21 protein-coding genes are annotated in these 19,859 nt (G+C 70.2%); 14 read left to right on the forward strand and 7 right to left on the reverse strand.

The window, feature by feature from the left end; translation table 11 throughout:
• Positions 1-58 precede the first annotated feature (58 nt).
• The 5 genes from P8A20_RS24500 (at position 59) to P8A20_RS24520 (ending at position 4,452) form a co-directional block, all read left to right on the forward strand.
• Positions 59-1,162: a carbohydrate kinase family protein gene (locus P8A20_RS24500; protein WP_306104269.1), complete on the forward strand. Its 1,104-nt coding sequence runs from the start codon at positions 59-61 to the stop codon at positions 1,160-1,162.
• A gap of 127 nt (positions 1,163-1,289) precedes the next feature.
• On the forward strand, positions 1,290-2,312 hold the full coding sequence (locus tag P8A20_RS24505) for a PhoH family protein (protein WP_147963359.1): 1,023 nt from the start codon (positions 1,290-1,292) through the stop codon (positions 2,310-2,312).
• A gap of 12 nt (positions 2,313-2,324) precedes the next feature.
• Complete coding sequence (ybeY, locus tag P8A20_RS24510) at positions 2,325-2,822, forward strand: rRNA maturation RNase YbeY (protein ID WP_014156362.1); 498 nt, start codon at positions 2,325-2,327, stop codon at positions 2,820-2,822.
• The gene (locus P8A20_RS24515) at positions 2,819-4,102 is read left to right on the forward strand and encodes a hemolysin family protein (RefSeq protein WP_147963358.1); all 1,284 of its coding nucleotides are present in this window, start codon (positions 2,819-2,821) and stop codon (positions 4,100-4,102) included. The genes ybeY and P8A20_RS24515 overlap by 4 nt, the downstream gene beginning before the upstream one ends.
• Positions 4,099-4,452 carry an MmcQ/YjbR family DNA-binding protein gene (locus P8A20_RS24520; protein WP_147963357.1) on the forward strand — a complete coding sequence of 118 codons (354 nt, stop codon included), beginning with the start codon at positions 4,099-4,101 and terminating at the stop codon, positions 4,450-4,452. The genes P8A20_RS24515 and P8A20_RS24520 overlap by 4 nt, the downstream gene beginning before the upstream one ends.
• Positions 4,453-4,467: 15 nt before the next feature.
• Here the strand turns inward: P8A20_RS24520 and P8A20_RS24525 are convergent, their stop codons facing one another.
• Positions 4,468-5,883, reverse strand: a complete 1,416-nt coding sequence (locus P8A20_RS24525; protein ID WP_147963356.1) for an MFS transporter — start codon at positions 5,881-5,883, stop codon at positions 4,468-4,470.
• A 101-nt stretch (positions 5,884-5,984) separates the two neighbouring features.
• Here P8A20_RS24525 and P8A20_RS24530 point away from each other — a divergent pair, with 101 nt between their 5' ends.
• Genes P8A20_RS24530 through P8A20_RS24540 form a run of 3 tightly spaced genes read left to right on the forward strand, consistent with a single transcriptional unit; the run spans position 5,985 to position 8,397 of the window.
• A complete protein-coding gene (locus tag P8A20_RS24530) occupies positions 5,985-6,914 on the forward strand; it encodes a helix-turn-helix transcriptional regulator (RefSeq protein ID WP_306104270.1) in 930 nt (309 codons plus the stop codon).
• Positions 6,915-6,963: 49 nt separating this feature from the next.
• Positions 6,964-7,317, forward strand: a complete 354-nt coding sequence (locus P8A20_RS24535) for a cytidine deaminase-like protein (RefSeq protein ID WP_147963355.1) — start codon at positions 6,964-6,966, stop codon at positions 7,315-7,317.
• A 51-nt stretch (positions 7,318-7,368) separates the two neighbouring features.
• Positions 7,369-8,397: a GTPase Era gene (locus tag P8A20_RS24540; RefSeq protein WP_187282401.1), complete on the forward strand. Its 1,029-nt coding sequence runs from the start codon at positions 7,369-7,371 to the stop codon at positions 8,395-8,397.
• Between the two features lie 78 nt (positions 8,398-8,475).
• On the opposite strand, the gene P8A20_RS24545 is transcribed toward P8A20_RS24540, so the two are convergent.
• Together P8A20_RS24545 and P8A20_RS24550 are read right to left on the reverse strand one after the other, a co-directional pair.
• Positions 8,476-8,742 carry a protealysin inhibitor emfourin gene (locus P8A20_RS24545; protein WP_147963353.1) on the reverse strand — a complete coding sequence of 89 codons (267 nt, stop codon included), beginning with the start codon at positions 8,740-8,742 and terminating at the stop codon, positions 8,476-8,478.
• Between the two features lie 76 nt (positions 8,743-8,818).
• Positions 8,819-9,895 (reverse strand): M4 family metallopeptidase, encoded by a 1,077-nt coding sequence (locus P8A20_RS24550; RefSeq protein WP_147963352.1) that lies wholly within the window; start codon positions 9,893-9,895, stop codon positions 8,819-8,821.
• A gap of 292 nt (positions 9,896-10,187) precedes the next feature.
• On the opposite strand from P8A20_RS24550, the gene leuA reads away from it, so the two are divergent.
• The 4 genes from leuA (at position 10,188) to P8A20_RS24570 (ending at position 14,617) form a co-directional block, all read left to right on the forward strand.
• A complete protein-coding gene (leuA, locus tag P8A20_RS24555) occupies positions 10,188-11,981 on the forward strand; it encodes a 2-isopropylmalate synthase (RefSeq protein ID WP_147963351.1) in 1,794 nt (597 codons plus the stop codon).
• Positions 11,982-12,216: 235 nt separating this feature from the next.
• A complete protein-coding gene (locus P8A20_RS24560) occupies positions 12,217-12,918 on the forward strand; it encodes a TerB family tellurite resistance protein (RefSeq protein ID WP_147963350.1) in 702 nt (233 codons plus the stop codon).
• A 99-nt stretch (positions 12,919-13,017) separates the two neighbouring features.
• Positions 13,018-13,764 carry a DNA repair protein RecO gene (gene recO / locus P8A20_RS24565; protein WP_014156371.1) on the forward strand — a complete coding sequence of 249 codons (747 nt, stop codon included), beginning with the start codon at positions 13,018-13,020 and terminating at the stop codon, positions 13,762-13,764.
• 22 nt (positions 13,765-13,786) lie between these two features.
• Positions 13,787-14,617, forward strand: a complete 831-nt coding sequence (locus tag P8A20_RS24570) for an isoprenyl transferase (RefSeq protein WP_147963349.1) — start codon at positions 13,787-13,789, stop codon at positions 14,615-14,617.
• 65 nt (positions 14,618-14,682) lie between these two features.
• Here the strand turns inward: P8A20_RS24570 and P8A20_RS24575 are convergent, their stop codons facing one another.
• The 4 genes from P8A20_RS24575 to P8A20_RS24590 form a co-directional block, all read right to left on the reverse strand.
• A complete protein-coding gene (locus P8A20_RS24575; RefSeq protein ID WP_147963348.1) occupies positions 14,683-15,117 on the reverse strand; it encodes a Fur family transcriptional regulator in 435 nt (144 codons plus the stop codon).
• A gap of 65 nt (positions 15,118-15,182) precedes the next feature.
• The gene (locus tag P8A20_RS24580) at positions 15,183-16,082 is read right to left on the reverse strand and encodes a metal ABC transporter permease (protein ID WP_306105195.1); all 900 of its coding nucleotides are present in this window, start codon (positions 16,080-16,082) and stop codon (positions 15,183-15,185) included.
• Positions 16,082-16,858, reverse strand: coding sequence for a metal ABC transporter ATP-binding protein (locus P8A20_RS24585; protein ID WP_147963346.1), 777 nt, complete (start codon positions 16,856-16,858; stop codon positions 16,082-16,084). The genes P8A20_RS24580 and P8A20_RS24585 overlap by 1 nt, the downstream gene beginning before the upstream one ends.
• A gap of 35 nt (positions 16,859-16,893) precedes the next feature.
• Positions 16,894-17,868, reverse strand: coding sequence for a metal ABC transporter substrate-binding protein (locus P8A20_RS24590; protein WP_306104271.1), 975 nt, complete (start codon positions 17,866-17,868; stop codon positions 16,894-16,896).
• Positions 17,869-18,084: 216 nt separating this feature from the next.
• Here P8A20_RS24590 and P8A20_RS24595 point away from each other — a divergent pair, with 216 nt between their 5' ends.
• Entirely contained in the window at positions 18,085-19,467 is a 1,383-nt protein-coding gene (locus P8A20_RS24595; protein WP_147963344.1) for a glycine--tRNA ligase, read from the forward strand.
• A 94-nt stretch (positions 19,468-19,561) separates the two neighbouring features.
• Positions 19,562-19,765, forward strand: coding sequence for a hypothetical protein (locus P8A20_RS24600; RefSeq protein ID WP_306104272.1), 204 nt, complete (start codon positions 19,562-19,564; stop codon positions 19,763-19,765).
• Positions 19,766-19,859 lie beyond the last annotated feature (94 nt).

Raw genomic sequence — 19,859 nt, forward strand, 5'->3', positions numbered from 1 at the left:
TCCGGCACACTGGCCGGATCTCGCACTGTTCAGATCTGCCACGGCCGGGGAGCGCACGGTGAGCACTACGAATCCAGGCATCGACCCGCTGCTCGGGCTGCGCGCACCGCAGGACCCGGCCTGCGACGTCTTCCTGACCGGCACGGTCTTCCTCGACATCATCTTCACCGGCCTGGACAGCGCGCCGGTGCGCGGGACGGAGTCCTGGGCGCGAGGGATGGGATCCAGTCCCGGAGGCGTCGCCAACATGGCCACCGCACTCGCCCGGCTCGGCCTGCGCACCTCGCTGGCAGCCGCGTTCGGCGACGACCACTACGGCGAGTACTGCTGGGACGCCCTCGAACAGGGCGAGGGCATCGACCTGTCCATGTCGCACACGGTGCCCGGCTGGCACTCACCCGTCACCGTCTCGATGGCCTACGAGGGCGAACGCACGATGGTCTCGCACGGCCACGAGGCGCCGCCCCCGGCCGCCTCCGAGGTGCCGGGCGGCACGTTTCCGCACTGCCCGCCCCGCGCCCGGGCCGCCATCGCCTCGCTGACCCCCGGCCGCAGCGACCCCTGGGTCGCCTCGGCCGCCCGGAACGGCGCGCTGGTCTTCGCCGATGTGGGCTGGGACGAGACCGGCCGCTGGGACCTGGACGCCCTTCCCGATCTCGGACACTGCCTCGCCTTCCTCCCCAACGCGGAGGAGGCCATGCGCTACACCCGCACGGACTGCCCGCGCGCCGCCGCCCACGCCCTGGCCGAGCGGGTCCCCCTCGCGGTGGTCACCCTCGGGGCGGAAGGCGCCTACGCGGTGGACGGGCGGACGGGGACGGCGGCCGAGGTGCCCGCCATCGAGGTGGAGGCACTCGACCCCACAGGGGCGGGCGACGTCTTCGTCGCCGGGTTCGTCACGGGGACGCTGGCCGGCTGGCCGCTCGCCGACCGCCTGGCCTTCGCCGGGCTCACGGCCGCGCTGTCGGTGCAGGAGTTCGGCGGATCCCTGTCCGCACCCGGATGGGCGGAGGTCGCCGCCTGGTGGCAGCAGGTGCGCACCTGCGCGGACCAGGACCCGGCAGCACTGGAGCGCTACGCCTTCCTGGAGGAGCTGCTCCCCGCCGACAGCAGGGCCTGGCCCCTGCGCCGCGCAGTCCCGACCATCGGGTTCCGTCAGTGAAGGGCGGATGATCACCGGGTAAAACCTCTCGGCGATGTCGGCGGGGAGTCGTACGCTGGTACTCCAGAGGCGGTCGAGCAGCGACAGCCCTGCAACGGGAGGTATGCGCAGGCCCGAGGGCCGGCCCATGACTCAGTCACCCACACAGCAGCAGGCGACGGCCCGGATCAGCATTCCGGCCGCGCACCCCATGGTGATGCTCCTGGGGTCGGGCGATTCGCTACTGCGCGTGATCGAAACGGCGTTCCCGGCCGTCGACATCCATGTCCGGGGCAACGAGATCAGCGCGACTGGAAGCGCGACGGACGTCGCCCTGATCCAGCGCCTGTTCGACGAGATGGTGCTGGTGCTGCGCACCGGTCTGCCGATGACGGAGGACGCTGTGGAACGCTCGATCGCCATGCTCAGGGCGAGCGGGAACGGCAACGGGGAGGGCGCGGAGACCCCCGCAGAGGTGCTCACCCAGAACATCCTCTCCAGCCGTGGCCGCACGATCCGCCCCAAGACGCTCAACCAGAAGCGGTACGTCGACGCGATCGACAAGCACACCATCGTCTTCGGTATCGGCCCCGCGGGCACCGGCAAGACCTACCTCGCCATGGCCAAGGCGGTCCAGGCCCTGCAGTCCAAGCAGGTCAGCCGGATCATCCTGACCAGGCCGGCCGTCGAGGCGGGGGAGCGGCTCGGCTTCCTGCCCGGCACGCTCTTCGACAAGATCGACCCGTATCTGCGCCCGCTCTACGACGCCCTGCACGACATGCTCGACCCCGACTCGATCCCCCGGCTCATGGCCGCGGGCACGATCGAGGTCGCACCGCTGGCCTACATGCGCGGTAGGACCCTGAACGACGCCTTCATCATCCTGGACGAGGCGCAGAACACCAGCGCCGAGCAGATGAAGATGTTCCTCACCCGTCTCGGCTTCGACTCGAAGATCGTCATCACCGGTGACGTCACCCAGGTCGACCTCCCGACCGGCACGAAGAGCGGTCTGCGGCAGGTCCAGGAGATCCTGGACGGCGTCGAGGACGTGCACTTCTCCCGGCTCACCTCCCAGGATGTCGTCCGGCACAAGCTCGTCGGCCGTATCGTCGACGCGTACGAGAAGTACGACAACGCAGAGGGCCGTACCGGCCGCAACGGGAAGTAGTCGCAGCGCACCATGTCGATCGACGTCAACAACGAGTCCGGAACCGAGGTCGACGAGCAGGCGATCCTCGACATCGCCCGCTACGCCCTCGCCCGGATGCGGATCCATCCGCTGTCCGAACTCTCGGTGATCGTGGTGGACACCGCAGCCATGGAGCAGCTCCACATCCAGTGGATGGACCTCCCGGGCCCGACGGATGTCATGTCCTTCCCGATGGACGAGCTCCGTCCCCCGGCGAAGGACGACGAGGAGCCCCCGCAGGGGCTCCTCGGTGACATCGTGCTCTGCCCCGAGGTCGCCAAGAAGCAGGGCGAGGACGCCGAGACGCAGCACTCGATGGACGAGGAGCTCCAGCTCCTCACCGTCCACGGGGTGCTGCACCTCCTCGGGTACGACCACGAGGAGCCGGACGAGAAGGCCGCGATGTTCGGTCTCCAGGCGGCGATCGTCGACGGCTGGCGCGGCGAGCGCGGGCTGACCGGGCCGTCCCCCGCCCCCACCGTCTCGTGAGCGTCCCCCTCATCTCCGGTGCGGTCCTGCTGATCGTCGTCGGCTGGCTCGCGGCCTGTGCCGAGGCGGGCATCGCGCGTACGTCCAGCTTCCGTGCGGCCGAGGCCGTACGGGCGGGGCGCCGGGGCAGCGCCAAGCTGGAGCAGGTCGCCGCCGACCCCACCCGTTATCTCAACGTCGCGCTCCTCGTGAGGGTGGCCTGCGAGATGTCGGCCGGCGTCCTCGTCACCTACGCCTGCCTCCAGGAGTTCACCGAGACCTGGCAGGCGCTGGCCCTGGCCATGGGCGTCATGGTCCTGGTCAGCTACGTCGCCATCGGGGTCTCGCCCCGCACCATCGGCCGCCAGCACCCGCTGAACACCGCCACGGCCGCGGCGTACGTGCTGCTGCCGCTGGCCAGGATCATGGGGCCGGTCCCGCAGCTCCTGATCCTCCTCGGCAACGCGCTGACCCCGGGCAAGGGCTTCCGCAAGGGCCCCTTCGCCAGCGAGGCCGAGCTGCGCGCGATGGTCGACCTCGCCGAGCAGGAGTCGCTCATCGAGGACGACGAACGCCGCATGGTGCACTCCGTCTTCGAGCTCGGCGACACGCTCGTGCGCGAGGTCATGGTGCCCCGCACCGACCTGGTCTGCATCGAGCGGTACAAGACGGTACGTCAGGCACTGACCCTCGCGCTCCGCTCCGGCTTCTCCCGGATCCCGGTCACCGGGGAGAACGAGGACGACATCGTCGGGATCGTCTACCTCAAGGACCTGGTCCGCAAGACGCACATCAACCGGGAGGCCGAGGCGGACCTGGTCTCCACGGCGATGCGCCCCGCCGCGTTCGTCCCCGACACGAAGAACGCCGGTGACCTGCTGCGCGAGATGCAGCAGGAGCGCAGCCACGTCGCCGTCGTCATCGACGAGTACGGCGGCACGGCCGGCATCGTCACCATCGAGGACATCCTCGAGGAGATCGTCGGCGAGATCACCGACGAGTACGACCGCGAACTCCCGCCGGTCCAGGAGCTGGAGAACGGCTGCTTCCGGGTGACCGCCCGGCTCGACATCGGTGACCTCGGGGAGCTCTTCGGCCTCGACGCGTACGACGACGAGGACGTGGAGACGGTCGGCGGACTGCTGGCGAAGGCGCTCGGGCGGGTCCCGATCTCCGGGGCCTCCTCGATCGTGGACCTCCCCGACGGGCGCAAGCTCCGCCTCACCGCGGAGTCCCCGGCGGGCCGCAGGAACAAGATCGTCACGGTGCTGGTGGAACCGGATGGAGCGGAATCCGTATGAAGCCCCGAGAACTGCGCTCGTTCTGCCTGGAGTTCAACGCGAGCGCGGAGGAGTTCCCCTTCGGGCCCGAGGCCTCCGTCTTCAAGGTCCTGGGAAAGATGTTCGCCCTCAGCGCGCTCGACTCCCGGCCGCTGACGGTCAGCCTCAAGTGCGACCCGGACGAGGCGCTGCGGCTCCGCAAGGAGCACCCCGCGATCGTCCCCGGCTGGCACCTCAACAAGCGGCACTGGAACACCGTGACCGTCTCCGAGCTCCCGGACAGGATGGTCCGGGAGCTCGTGGAGGACAGCTACGACCTGGTGGTGGCCGGACTCCCCAAGGCGGAACGCCTGCGCCTGGACCGGCCGTAGGCCCGCGCCGGGCCGTCAGGCGGTCCGGCGAAGCCCTGCCGCCACCACGAGGCCCGTCGCGACCAGGACCACCGCCGCGGCAGCCACCACCAGCCGTACGCCGTCGAGCATCGAGCCCTGCGTGGTCGACAGCACCCCCAGCAGCGGGATGCCGATCGTGACGCCCACCTGCTGCGAGGTCGTGACGAGGCCCGTCGCCAGGCCCTGCTCCTCGTCCGGCACACCGGAGGTCACCGTCAGCCCGTAGGCGATGACGGCGCCCAGATGGAAGGCGCTCGCCAGCGAGACGGCCACCGTGGCCAGCAGGACGCCCGAGTCCTCGCCCAGGCCGAGCAGCGCCCCGATGAACACACCCTGGCCGAGCAGCGAGAGCACCAGGGTCGGCCGCGCTCCCAAGCGGCCTACGACCCTGGGGGCGTAGACCCCGGCGACGGCCGAGGCCAGGCCCTGGACACCGAAGACGAGACCCGTCCCGAGGGCCGACAGCCCCAGCAGGTCCTGGAGGTAGAGGGTCAGGACGAAGACGACGGTGCTCATCATCGAGAAGGTGACCAGACCTCCCAGGTTCCCGAAGGCGACCGTCCGGCGCCGCAGCATCGGCAGGGAGACCAGCGGTGCCGCGGCGCGGGACTCGACGACCACGAACGCGGCCAGCAGGGCCACCCCCAGCACCAGGGTGATCCGCACGTCCGCGCCCCCGAAGCCGCGCACGGCCGCCGTCGAGAGCGAGTGGATCAACGCGAGCAGACCACCGGTGACGGTGACGGCGCCGGGCACGTCGAGCTTCGGCCGGCCAGGCGGGCGCGACTCCGTGAGCACCTTCGGCGCGAGGACGAACACGATCAGCGCGGCACCTGTCAGCAGCGCCATCGTGGAGCGCCAGCCCAGGGTGTCGGTGAGCACACCGCCCGCGACCATCCCGACCGTGAAGCCCAGCGCGAGCACCGTTCCGTTGATGCCCAGCGCACGGTCCCGCAGCGGCCCCTCCGGGAAGGTCGTGGTCAGCAGGGACATCCCGGCCGGCACGATCACCGCGGCTCCGAGCCCCTGGAGAGCCCGCCCGGCCAGGAAGGGCACCGGGTCCCAGGCCAGCGTCGCCAGCAGCGAGGACAACCCGAAGACGGCGAGACCGGCGAGGAACAGCCTCCGCCTGCCGAAGAGATCGGCGATCCGGCCGAAGAGCAGCAGGAAACCGCCCGACGGCAGGGCGAAGGCGGTCACCGCCCACTGCAGTCCGGAGCGGCTCAGCCCCAGGTCCTCACCGAGGACCGGCAGCGCCACGTTCAGCACGGAGAAGTCGAGCGCCACCATGAACTGGGCGGCGCACAGCACGAACAGCACCAGCCGGGCCCTGCCGGAGAGCCGGGGAGGTGCCGGTACGAGGGGGTCGGCAGGGCCGACGGACACGGGGGTCGGGGATTCGATCGCCATGTCCCACACCCTGGATCCGCCGGAATATCCGTGGGGAGCGGGCACTTATCCTGTTGCCCGCACCACCAGGCAGGCACGCGTACGGACACCAGGGGGAGTACGTGGCTTCACCGGCCCGGAACAGCCGCGCGGTCCGGAGCACCACGCCCCGGACCGGCACCGGCACCGACGACAAGGCCCACCGCCTCGGCGAACTCCGCGAGTTCCTGATGAGCCGCAGGGCCAGGGTCACCCCGGCCGAGGCCGGCCTCCCGGACGGCGGTGCTCGCCGGCGCACCCCTGGGCTGCGCCGGGAGGAGGTCGCGGTCCTCGCGGGGGTCGGCGTCTCCTGGTACCAGTGGCTGGAACAGGGCCGCGACATCACCGTGTCGCCCCAGGTGCTGGACTCCGTCGCCCGGGTGCTGCGCCTCAGCAGTGCGGAGCGCCGCCATCTCTACGTGCTGGCCGGGCTCAACCCGCCCGCCCTGGAGGTGGACCCGGCCCACCAGGACATGTGTGAGGGCCTGAACCGGCTCATCGACGCCTGGATGCCCTTCCCGGCGCACATCATGGACCGCTACTGGAACATCGTGCTCTACAACGACGCGGCGGCGGCGGTGCTCGGGATGCGCCCCGGCATCGTGCAGAACTGCATGATCGCCTTCTTCACCGACCCGGTGTACCGGGCCAGGTCGACGCATTGGGAGACCATCGCCAACCAGGTCGTCGCGCAGTACCGGGCGGCCTGCTCGGAATCACCCGAGGACGACGGGTTCCGGGCCGTCGTCGCCGAGGCCGGAGAACTCAGCCCCGAGTTCGCCGCCCTCTGGGACCGGCGCGATGTCACCCCGGGCGGCCAGATCCGCAAGGAGCTCCAGCACCCGCTGGTCGGCACCCTCTCCGTGGAATCCACCCAGCTGCGCGTGCCGGCCCGCCCCGACCTGGTGATCGTGCTGCACACACCGCTCCCTGACACGGGCACGGAGGCCAAGCTCCAGTGGCTGGCCTCTCCCGAGGGCCGGCGCGGCTCGATGTACCCCGTGCCGGGGTGAACGGACCCCGTCGCGGGGCGGGCGCCCTCACACTTCGTATGCTCAGCGCATGACCGACAGCATCGACCTCGGCCCCGAGGACCGCAAGATCGTCACCCTGGCCCGCAGCGTCCGCGCCCGCAACGCCGTACCGGAGGGCGCGGCGGTACGGGACGAGACCGGACGCACGTACGCCGCCGGCACCGTGGCCCTGGAGTCGCTGAAGCTCAGCGCACTGCAGACCGCCGTCGCCATGGCGGTGGCCGGCGGCGCCACTTCCCTGGAGGCGGCGGCCGTCGTCTCCGAGGCCGCGACCGCCTCCGACGCCGACCGCGCCGCCGTCCGTGACCTGGGCGGTCCGGACACCCCCGTGCTGCTCGCGGGGCCCGACGGGGCGCTCCGGTCCACGGTGACCGCGGGCTGATCCGGGGCGGCGGCGCCCTGCTGTGCACCGCCGCCGCGCGGATCGGGGAGAATGGGCGCCATGAGCGCTCGACCGAACACAGAAGCTGCTGCGCAGCAGGCTGAGAACACCGCCCCCCACCGGGCCGGCTTCGCCTGCTTCGTGGGCCGCCCCAACGCGGGCAAGTCCACCCTCACGAACGCTCTGGTCGGTCAGAAGGTGGCGATCACCTCCAACCGCCCCCAGACCACCCGGCACACGGTGCGGGGCATCGTGCACCGCGACGACGCCCAGCTGATCCTGGTGGACACGCCCGGCCTCCACAAGCCGCGCACACTGCTCGGGGAGCGGCTGAACGACGTCGTGCGGACCACCTGGGCCGAGGTCGACGTCATCGGTTTCTGCCTGCCCGCCGACCAGAAGCTCGGCCCCGGCGACAAGTTCATCGTCAAGGAACTCGCCGGGATCAAGAAGACCCCGAAGATCGCCATCATCACCAAGACCGACCTCGTCGAGCCCAAGGCGCTCGCCGAGCAGCTGCTCGCCGTCTCCGCGCTGGCCGACGAGCTCGGTTTCGAGTGGGCCGAGATCATCCCGGTCTCCGCGGTCAAGGCGGAGCAGGAGGCGGGACGCACTCCCTCGGACAAGGGTGGTGGCGGCCGAGGGGCAGGCCAGGTCGATCTGCTCGCCGACCTCATCGCTCCGCTGCTGCCCGAGAGCCCGCCGCTCTACCCGGAGGGCGACCTCACCGACGAGCCCGAGATGGTCATGGTCGCGGAGCTCATCCGCGAGGCCGCACTGGAAGGCGTACGGGACGAGCTGCCGCACTCCATCGCGGTCGTCGTCGAGGAGATGCTGCCCCGCGAGGACCGCCCGGCGGACAAGCCGCTGCTGGACATCCACGCGAACGTCTACATCGAGCGGCCCAGCCAGAAGGGCATCATCATCGGCCCGAAGGGGAAGCGGCTCAAGGACGTCGGCACGAAGTCGCGCAAGCACATCGAGGCGCTGCTCGGCACCCCGGTCTTCCTCGACCTGCACGTGAAGGTCGCCAAGGACTGGCAGCGCGACCCCAAGCAGCTGCGCAAGCTCGGATTCTGAGGCAGAACCCCCTGGGCCGTGCCCCGCACCTGATGCGGGGCACGGCCCAGGGGACGTACTTCTTCCCGACCCGGGAGGCTACGCGCCCTCCTTCAGGACCCGGGAGATCAGGGTCCGCTGCTCCTCGGTGAGCCGGGGGTCCGCGCAGTCGACCGTCCGGTCGCCCACCGTGATCCGGTAGCGGAAACCGTCCGGAACTCCCGCGGGAGGGCCGCCCCGCCCGGCGGCGAGCACCGCCTCTGCCAGAGCCTCCCATTCCGAGGCGTCGGGCCGTCCCGAGGTGTCGATCTCGCCGTGGCGTGCGATGCCGGCGAACCCGCCGGTCCGGCTCACCTGAATACGCATGCGTCTGGCTCCTGCCTGACCCCGTCCGGACGGCCCTGCCCGTACCTACCCGGTCGCCGGGCAGCTATCCACCCGGTCACCTGGTCGGCACACCCACCTCCGACCACGCCTTGAGGACGGCTTCCGCCTCGTCGCCCTCCGCGAACCTCTGCTGCGCCGCCTTGACGGTGAGTTTGGCGAAGTCGGTGAAGGACGCGTCCTGGGCCAGCTCACCGCCGGTCAGCACGTCGAACCAGATCCGTCCGGCCCGCTCCCAGGCGTTGCCGCCGAGCGCCGTGGCCAGCAGGTGGAAGGCACGGTTGGGGATGCCGGAGTTGATGTGGACCCCGCCGTTGTCCTCGTCCGTGTCGACGTAGTCGTCCATCGAGGCGGGCTGCGGGTCCTTGCCGAGAACGTCGTCGTCGTACGCCGTGCCCGGAGCCTTCATCGAGCGCAGCGCGACACCGCTGACCCGGGGGGCGAGCAGCCCCGCGCCGATCAGCCAGTCGCCCTGGTCCGCGCTCTGGCCCAGCGAGTACTGCTTGACCAGGGAGCCGAAGACGTCGGACACCGACTCGTTGAGCGCGCCGGACTGGCCCTCGTACGCCAGGTTGGCGGTGTACTGGGTGAGTCCGTGGGCCAGTTCGTGCGCGATGACGTCGATCGCGATGGTGAAGTCGAGGAAGATCTCGCCGTCGCCGTCCCCGAAGACCATCTGCTCGCCGTCGAAGAACGCGTTGTTGTACTTCTCGTCGTAGTGCACGGAGCCGATGAGCGGGAGGCCCTTGCCGTCGATCGAGCTGCGGCCGTACTCCGTGAGCAGCAGGTCGAAGGTGGCGCCGAGCCCCGCGTACGCACGGTTGACGCTGGCGTCCTGGGTGGGGTCATCGCCCTCGTCACGGACCTTGACGCCCGGCAGGTCCGTGCCGTGACGGCAGTCGTACAGGGTGCGGTGGGGCTTGCTGGGGACCGCGGCCGAGGTGCGGGCCGCCTGGGGTGTCCAGGCGAGCGCGGTCACCCGCCGGTGGTGGCGTCGGGCCCCGTCGGCCTCCAGGGTGCGACGTGCGGGATCGGCCAGGAGCGGGTCGTCGGCCTGGGACAGCTTGTCGAGGACGTGGGGCGGCACGATGGTGCAGAAGACGGGCTGGAGCCCGTTGTTCGGTCGAGGCTGCATGCGATCGACTGTGGCATTCCGTCATCAACCTGTCACTGGTTGCGATCGCGATTGACGAAATAGAGTGATGTATCACTGTTCTGCCTCCATGAGGCACCGATCCCGCATACTGATACGGACCGACGCACCAGGCGCCCCTCGGTTAGTGTTGCCGCATCATGCGTTTCGGGCTGCTCCTTCTTAGCTGCCGCGGCGAGGGCCTGTAGTCGTAGGCCGGCTCCCTCCCCGCGGAGTTCGCTGTTGCAGCGACACAGTCGGCCGCCCCTGCTGGACCTCAGAGGAGCCGTACGCCATGACCGCAGTGAATCCCCCCGCGCACACCGATGCCGTCACCACCCCCGTCGGTGGCCCCACTCCGGTGACCAACGCGAAGCAGCTGCAGAAGCCGTCCGGGATGCCGGTCCACAAGTACCGCGGCTACGAGGCCGTCGACATCGCGGACCGCACGTGGCCGGACAACCGCGTCACCGTGGCGCCCCGCTGGCTGTCCACGGACCTGCGTGACGGCAACCAGGCCCTGATCGACCCGATGTCACCGGCCCGCAAGCGCGAGATGTTCGACCTGCTCGTACGCATGGGCTACAAGGAGATCGAGGTCGGCTTCCCGTCCTCCGGCGAGACCGACTTCGCGTTCGTACGCTCGATCATCGAAGAGGGCGCGATCCCCGAGGACGTGACGATCTCCGTCCTGACGCAGGCCCGTGAGGAACTGATCGAGCGCACCGTCGAGTCGCTGCGCGGAGCCCACCGGGCCACCGTCCACCTGTACAACGCCACCGCCCCCACCTTCCGCCGCGTGGTCTTCCGCGGCTCGAAGGAGGAGGTCAAGCAGATCGCCGTGGACGGCACCCGGCTGGTCATGGAGTACGCCGACAAGATCCTGGGCGACGAGACGATCTTCGGCTACCAGTACAGCCCGGAGATCTTCACCGACACCGAGCTGGACTTCGCCCTGGAGGTCTGCGAGGCCGTCTGCGACGTCTGGCAGCCCGAGGAGGGACGCGAGATCATCCTCAACCTGCCCGCCACGGTGGAGCGTTCGACGCCCTCCACCCACGCGGACCGGTTCGAGTGGATGTCCCGCAACCTGACCCGCCGCCCGTACGTCTGCCTGTCGGTCCACCCGCACAACGACCGCGGCACCGCCGTCGCCGCCGCCGAACTGGCGATCATGGCGGGCGCCGACCGCATCGAGGGCTGCCTGTTCGGCCAGGGCGAGCGCACCGGCAACGTCGACCTGGTCACCCTGGGCATGAACCTGTTCTCCCAGGGCGTCGACCCGCAGATCGACTTCTCGCAGATCGACGAGATCCGCCGCACCAGCGAGTACTGCAACCAGATGGAGGTCCACCCGCGCCACCCCTACGCGGGCGACCTGGTCTACACCGCCTTCTCCGGCTCCCACCAGGACGCCATCAAGAAGGGCTTCGACGCCATGGAGGCCGATGCGGCCGCCCGGGGCGTGACCGTCGACGACATCGAGTGGGCGGTGCCGTACCTGCCGATCGACCCGAAGGACGTCGGCCGCTCCTACGAGGCCGTCATCCGGGTCAACTCGCAGTCCGGCAAGGGCGGGATCGCCTACGTCCTGAAGAACGACCACAAGCTGGACCTGCCGCGCCGGATGCAGATCGAATTCTCCCGGATCATTCAGGCCAAGACCGACGCCGAGGGCGGCGAGGTCACGCCGACCCAGATCTGGTCGACCTTCCGGGACGAGTACCTGCCGAGCCCCGAGAACGCCTGGGGCCGCGTGCAGATCCGTTCCGGTCAGACGACCACCGGGAGCGACGGCCAGGACACCATCACCGTCGAGGCCACCGTCGACGGCACGGACACGGTGCTGACCGGCACGGGCAACGGCCCGATCTCCGCGTTCTTCGAAGCGCTGCAGGCCATCGGCATCGACGCCCGTCTGCTGGACTACACCGAGCACACGATGAGCGAGGGCGCGAGCGCCCAGGCCGCCTCCTACATCGAGTGCGCGATCGACGGCAAGGTGCTGTGGGGCATCGGTATCGACGCCAACACCACGCGTGCCTCGCTCAAGGCGGTCGTCTCCGCGGTCAACCGCGCGACCCGCTGACAACGGCAGGCGGCATTCCGGACAAACATCGGATACGCCGCTGAAACGTACGGCCCGAGAGCCCCGTCCACCCGACGAAGGTGGGCGGGGTTCGGCCATATCCGGGTGTTGTGACGTCCGGGATGCTGACGTCGCATCACGCATGTGGCTAACATCACGTCCAACGCGGCAATGTGGCCGCGGGGTCACCTCCCGTGCCCGGAAGGCGTACGGGGGAGTCACGGAGGTGTGCGACGTGCGGACAGCCAAAGGACAACGCGCCGTAGGACTGCGCCTCTACGGCATCCGCACCGTCTGGGACACCGTCGGCGACGGCGAGTTCTTCTGCCCGTGCTGCGGAGGCGACCGCAACTACCGGCGCCTCACGGGCCGCCACCGTCTCACCGTCCTCGGACTGCCGCTGCTGGCCCGGGGTACCGCCGGGCCCGTCGTCGAATGCGCCGCCTGCGGCACGCACTTCGAGCCGGACACCCTCGACCACCCCACCACCACCCGCTTCTCCGCCATGCTGCGGGAGGCCGTGCACACGGTCACTCTCGCCGTGCTCGCCGCCGGCGGGACCACCTCCCGCACCGTCCTGGAGACGGCCGCAGCCGTCGTCCGCGACGCCGGACTCGACGACTGCTCCCAGGAACAGCTCTTCACCATCGTCGAGGTGCTCGCCGCCGACGCCGGCCACGGAGACGGGAGCGACCCCGCGGCCGAGGCCTGCGGAGCCGCCCTCGCCATCGAGCTGCACGAGGTGCTGAAGCCGCTCGCACCGCACCTGGCCGTGCCCGGCCGTGAGGCGATCCTCCTGCGGGGAGCCCGGATCGCCCTCGCCGACGGCCCGTACGGCCAGGCGGAGCGCGAGGTGCTGACCACGGTGGGCGGCGCGCTGCAGCTCTGCCCCGCCGAGACGGCGAAGCTGCTGGAAGCGGCGCGTACGCCTTCCTGAGGCTCCCCTAGGGCTTCCGGGGACCTTGGGGACCCCGGCGGTGGCGGCGGGGCCGAGGACCGCCGACAGGCGCCCGGCCCGGTGGGCGACAATGGACGCATGAGCTTGTTCCGGGACGACGGCGTCGTGCTGCGCACGCAGAAGCTGGGCGAGGCCGACCGGATCATCACGATCCTGACCCGCGGCCACGGGCGGGTGCGCGCCGTGGCGCGCGGGGTGCGCCGCACCAAGTCCAAATTCGGGGCCCGCCTGGAGCCCTTCTCCCACGTGGACGTGCAGTTCTTCGCGCGCGGCAGCGAGCTGATCGGCCGCGGTCTCCCCCTGTGCACCCAGAGCGAGACGATCGCCCCCTACGGCGGCGGCATCGTCTCCGACTACGCCCGCTACACCGCCGGCACCGCGATGCTGGAGACCGCCGAGCGGTTCACCGACCACGAGGGTGAGCCCGCGGTCCAGCAGTACCTGCTGCTCGTCGGCGGGCTGCGCACCCTCGCACGCGCCGAACACGCGCCGAACCTGATCCTGGACGCCTTCCTGCTGCGCTCCCTGGCCGTCAACGGCTACGCCCCCAGCTTCGTCGACTGCGCCAAGTGCGGTATGCCCGGACCGAACCGGTTCTTCTCCGTGGCGGCGGGCGGCGTCATATGCGGCGACTGCCGGGTGCCCGGGAGCGTCGTACCCTCGGCGGAGGCCGTCGAACTGCTGAGCGCGTTGCTCACCGGTGACTGGGAGACGGCGGACGCGTCCGAGGCGCGTCATGTCAGGGAGGGGAGCGGACTCGTGTCCGCCTATCTGCACTGGCATCTCGAGCGCGGCCTGCGCTCGCTGCGGTACGTGGAAAAGTGACACAGGGAGACGAGAGAAGCCCATGGCAGTACGCGGGATGCTCGGCGGTCGTAACCGGCGTGAGTACAAGACCCCCGAGCCGCACCCCTCCGGCGCCACCCCGCCGAAGATCCCCGGCGAACTCGTGCCCAAGCACGTGGCCGTCGTGATGGACGGGAACGGCCGCTGGGCCAAGGAGCGGGGTCTTCCGCGCACCGAGGGCCACAAGGTCGGTGAGGGTGTCGTCATGGACGTCCTCAAGGGCTGCATCGAGATGGGCGTCAAGAACCTCTCGCTGTACGCGTTCTCCACGGAGAACTGGAAGCGCTCGCCGGACGAGGTGAAGTTCCTCATGAACTTCAACCGCGACGTCATCCGCCGCCGCCGGGACGAGATGGACGCGCTCGGCATCCGCATCCGCTGGGTCGGCCGTATGCCGAAGCTCTGGAAGTCCGTCGTCCAGGAACTCCAGGTCGCCCAGGAGCAGACCAAGGACAACGACAGGATGACGCTGTACTTCTGCGTCAACTACGGCGGCCGGGCCGAGATCGCCGATGCCGCGCAGCGCATCGCCGAGGACGTCGCCGCGGGGAAGCTCGACCCGTCGAAGGTCAACGAGAAGACGTTCGCGAAGTACATCTACTACCCGGACATGCCGGACGTGGACCTGTTCGTGCGCCCCAGCGGGGAGCAGCGCACGTCCAACTACCTGATCTGGCAGAGCGCGTACGCCGAGATGGTCTTCCAGGACGTCCTGTGGCCCGACTTCGACCGCCGTGACCTGTGGAACGCCTGCCTGGAGTTCGCCCGGCGCGACCGGCGCTTCGGCGGCGCGGAGGAGATCACCAAGGACGAGAAGGCCGCGGAGGGCTGACACCGCGCGGAGGGGCCCCGTCGCCGGGGCCCCTCCGGGCCGTTCGTGCTGAGCCCCGCCGGGGGTCAGTCCTCGGGGTTCGCGCAGTCCGCGCAGGTGCCGAAGATCTCCACCGTATGGGCCACGCTCACATAGCCGTGCTGCGCCGCCACGGTCTCGGCCCACTGCTCCACCGCGGGGCCCTCGACCTCGACGGCCTTGCCGCAGACGCGGCAGACCAGGTGGTGGTGGTGATCACCCGTCGAGCAGCGCCGGTAGACGGCCTCGCCGTCGGTGGTGCGCAGGACGTCGACCTCGCCGGCGTCGGCGAGGGACTGGAGCGTGCGGTAGACCGTGGTCAGTCCGACCGAGTCGCCCCGGTGCTTGAGCACGTCGTGCAGGTCCTGGGCGCTGCGGAACTCGTCGACCTCGTCGAGCGCCGCCGCGACCGCCGCCCGCTGCCGGGTGGACCGGCCGCGTACCGGGGCCGCGTTCGTGCCACTGATCGGCGCCGTCGCCACAGCTGCCTCCTCGTGTCGCCCGTACGTATGTCGGGCCATTGTGCCAGCCCGGCCGGGGGTCACGGTCACACCTGCACGTCGTCCTTCGCCGCGCGGGCGGCCGGTACCTCAAGGGTGCACCGGTCGGCGTCGCTCCCGCCGCCCCGGGCGCGCCTGCGGGCCAGCGGCGTGGCGAGCGCCGTGAGCACGACGAACGCGGCGATGGCCAGCAGCACGATGGTCGCGCCGGGCGGCACGTCCTGGTAGTACGAGGTCACCGTGCCGGCCAGGGTGACGGCCGTACCGATGACGACTGCCAGGACGAACGTCACCTTGAAGGACTTCGCGATCTGCTGCGCGGCGGCGACCGGCACCACCATCAGCGCGCTGACCAGCAGCAGCCCGACGACCCGCATCGCCACGGTGACGGTGATCGCCGCCGTCACGGCCACCAGCAGGTTGAGCGCCCGCACGGGCAGGCCGGTGACCCGGGCGAACTCCTCGTCCTGGCTGACGGCGAACAGCTGCCTCCGCAGCCCCACGGTGACCAGCACCACGAAGGCGGCCAGCGCGACGATCGCGATGACGTCCTCCTCGGAGACCGTCGAGAGCGAGCCGAAGAGGAACGACGTCAGATTGGCGTTGGAGCCGGTGTCCGAGAGGTTGATCAGCATCACCCCGCCCGCCATGCCGCCGTAGAACAGCATGGCCAGGGCGATGTCGCCCCGGGTGCGGCCGTACCAGCGGATCAGCTCCATCACGACCGAGCCGGCCACGGCGACGAGCGTCGCCATCCACACCGGGTTGGTGGAGAGCAGGAAGCCGAGGCCGACACCGGTCATCGCCACGTGCCCGATGCCGTCGCCCATCAGGGCCTGACGGCGCTGGACCAGGTAGATGCCGATGGCGGGCGCGGTGATCCCGACCAGGACGGCCGCGATCAGTGCCCGCTGCATGAAGGGGGGGTTCAGGAATTCCAGCATGATCAGGTCAGCAGTCCCGTCCGGACGGGCTCGGAGGCCGCGTGGGGGTGTACGTGGTCGTGGCCGGGCAGCGCGTGCTGGCCCACGGCCTCGGGGGGCGGGCCGTCGTGCATGACGCAGCCGTCACGCAGGACGATCGCCCGGTCGATCAGCGGCTCCAGGGCGCCCAGCTCGTGCAGGACGAGCAACACCGTCGCCCCGCCGGCGACCTGCTCGCGCAGCGTCGAGGCGAGGATCTCCTGGCTGGCCAGGTCCACGCCGGCCATCGGCTCGTCCATGATCAGCACCTCGGGCTCGGAGGCGAGCGCGCGGGCGATCAGGACCCGCTGGTGCTGGCCGCCGGAGAGGGCGTTCACGGAGTCCTTCGCACGGTCGGAGAGGCCGACGAGCTCGATGGCCCGGTCCACGGCCGCCCGGTCCGCCCGGCCGGGCAGTCCGAGCTTCGTACGGGACAGGCGCCCGGAGGAGACGACCTCGCGGATCGTCGCGGGGACACCGCCCGCCGCGGTGGTGCGCTGCGGCACGTATCCGACGCGGGACCACGTGCGGAACCGGCGCAGCGGCGTCCCGAACAGCTCGACGGTCCCGCCGGTGAGTGGAACCTGGCCGATGACGGAACGCACGGCGGTGGACTTGCCGGATCCGTTGGCGCCGAGCAGCGCCACGACCTCGCCGCGGTGGACGGTGAGGTCCACCCCCCGCAGCACGGCGCGTGCGCCGAGCGTCGCCGTGGCTCCGCGCATGCTGATCACGGCTTCTGGCGTACTGGGCTCGGGCACGATCGCCTCCGGTGCGGGTCGGGGTGCTTCCTGGGTCACTTCGCGCCGAGTGCCTTCTGCAGCGCGGTGAGGTTGGACTTCATGACCTCGATGTAGTCAGCGCCGGCGGACTTGTCGGTGATTCCCTCCAGCGGGTCCAGGACGCCGGTCTTCAGCCCGAGGTCCTTCGCCAGGGTCTTCGCCGTCCTGTCGCTGGCGAGCGTCTCGAAGAACACGGTGGTCGCCTTGCTCTTCTCCGCGACGGAGTGGATCTCGTCGATCCGGGCCGGGCTGGGCTCGGCCTCGGGGTCGATGCCGGCGATGCCCTCCTGCGTGAGGCCGTAGCGCTCGGCGAGGTACCCGAAGGCGGAGTGCGTGGTGATGAAAGTCTTCGTGGAGACGTTCTTCAGCCCGGTCTCGTACGCGGTGTTCAGGGCGTTCAGCTCGGTGACCAGGGCGTCGGTGTTCTTGCGGTAGTCCGCGGCGTGGTCGGGGTCGGCCTTCTCCAGGGACTTGCCCACACCCTCGGCGACCTCGGCGTACTTCACGGGGTCCAGCCAGATGTGCGGGTCGAGTCCGGCCTCCTCCTCGCCCTCGTGCTCGTGCTCCTCGCCCTCCTCCTCGTGCCCGTGGTCGTGGCCGACCTCGGAGCCGTGGTGTTCGAGGGTGGTGAGCTTCGCCGCGTCCACGGTGTTCTTCACGCCGGCCTGCTCGACGGCGTCGTCGACGGCGGGCTGGACGCCCTTGAGGAAGAGGATGTAGTCGGCGTCGCTCAGACCGCCGGTCTGCCGCGGGGAGAGCTCCAGGTCGTGGGGCTCGGTGCCCGGCTTCGTCAGCGTGGTGACGGAGACGTGCGACCCGCCTATCTCCTCGGCCAGGAACTGCATCGGGTAGAAGGACGCCACCACGTCCAGCTTGCCGTCGTTCCCGCCCTCGGCCGCGTCGGAGGAGGAACAGGCGGAGAGCGTGGTGAGGCCGAGGGCGACTGCTCCGGCGACGGCGGCTGTGGGTATGAGGCGACGTACGTTCATGACAGTCATTTTCAACAAAAGTGGAAACGATTGTCAACAAGGCTGATGAGATGCCCGGATCCGAACCCGGTGACCGCGATGCGCCCCACCGATTTGATCCAAGGGGTGCGCCCGCCGGTAATCTGGTGCATTCGCCCGCCCGTCTCGCGTACAGCCCCCAGCGAGGCGCTCCGCGCCGCCCCTGTCCAATTTCGCCGTCGTAATGAAGAGAGCACCGTGGCCGCCGACAAGATCGACACCATCGTCAGCCTGAGCAAGCGCCGTGGCTTCGTCTACCCCTGCAGTGAGATCTACGGCGGCCAGCGGGCCGCCTGGGACTACGGGCCGCTGGGCGTCGAGCTGAAGGAGAACCTCAAGCGCCAGTGGTGGCGCTACATGGTGACCGCGCGCGAGGACGTGGTCGGCATCGACTCGTCGGTCATCCTGGCCCCCGAGGTCTGGGTCGCCTCCGGCCACGTCGCCACCTTCTCCGACCCGCTCACCGAGTGCACCTCCTGCCACAAGCGCTACCGCGCGGACCACCTGGAGGAGGCGTACGAGGAGAAGCACGGCAAGCCGCCCGTCAACGGCCTGGCCGACCTCAACTGCCCCAACTGCGGCAACAAGGGCACCTTCACCGAGCCCAAGGCGTTCTCGGGTCTGCTCTCCACCCACCTCGGCCCGACCCAGGACACCGGCTCGGTCGCCTACCTGCGCCCCGAGACCGCCCAGGGCATCTTCACCAACTTCGGCCAGGTGCAGCAGACCTCGCGCAAGAAGCCGCCGTTCGGCATCGCGCAGATGGGCAAGTCCTTCCGGAACGAGATCACTCCGGGCAACTTCATCTTCCGCACGCGCGAGTTCGAGCAGATGGAGATGGAGTTCTTCGTCAAGCCGGGCGAGGACGAGCAGTGGCAGGAGTACTGGATGGAGCAGCGCTGGAACTGGTACACCGGTCTCGGCCTGCGCGAGGAGAACATGCGGTGGTTCGAGCACCCGAAGGAGAAGCTCTCCCACTACTCCAAGCGCACCGCTGACATCGAGTACCGCTTCCGCTTCGGCGGCAGCGAGTGGGGCGAGCTCGAAGGCGTCGCGAACCGCACCGACTACGACCTCAAGGCGCACTCCGAGGCCTCCGGCACCGACCTCTTCTACTACGACCAGGAGAAGGGCGAGCGCTACACGCCGTACGTCATCGAGCCCGCGGCCGGTGTCGGCCGCTCGATGCTGGCCTTCCTCCTCGACGCCTACAACGAGGACGAGGCGCCCAACGCCAAGGGCGTCATGGAGAAGCGCGCCGTGATGCGTCTGGACCCGCGGCTCGCGCCGGTCAAGGTCGCCGTCCTCCCGCTGTCCCGCAACCCGCAGCTCTCGCCGAAGGCCAAGGGCCTCGCCGCCGACCTGCGGCAGAACTGGAACATCGAGTTCGACGACGCCGGTGCCATCGGCCGCCGCTACCGCCGCCAGGACGAGATCGGTACGCCGTTCTGCGTCACCGTCGACTTCGACACCCTCGACGACAACGCGGTGACCGTGCGCGAGCGCGACACCATGAAGCAGGAGCGCGTCTCCCTGGACCAGATCCAGAGCTACCTCGGCTCCCGTCTGCTGGGCTGCTGACCGCACCCGCCGTCCGTACGAGGCCCCCGGTTCCGCCACGCGGAACCGGGGGCCTCGTGCACACTGGGCGCACTCGTCCACAGGGAGGCCCGGTATGCCGTCCATGACCACGAGCAAGGTCAGCAGATGGGACCGGCACGGCCGTGAACACGTCGTCCACGTAAGGAAGTCGGGGACCCGGCGGCAGCTGACCTGCGACACCTGCGGGTGGCGCAAGGGCGCCCAGTTCCTGCCCTGGCTGAAGGCCGAGGAGCACCTGGCCGAGGCCCACCAGGCCACGATCGACCCGACCGCCTGAGCCGGCGCGGGGGAGCACTCGGGGCGTGGCCGGGAAAAACCGGATGAGGTGCCCCCGCGGCCGGGGTACCTTTCCGTCATGTCTTCGTTCTTCC

Origin of the sequence: Streptomyces sp. Alt3 (assembly GCF_030719215.1) — a bacterium.
Classification (GTDB): Bacteria; Actinomycetota; Actinomycetes; order Streptomycetales; family Streptomycetaceae; genus Streptomyces; species Streptomyces glycanivorans.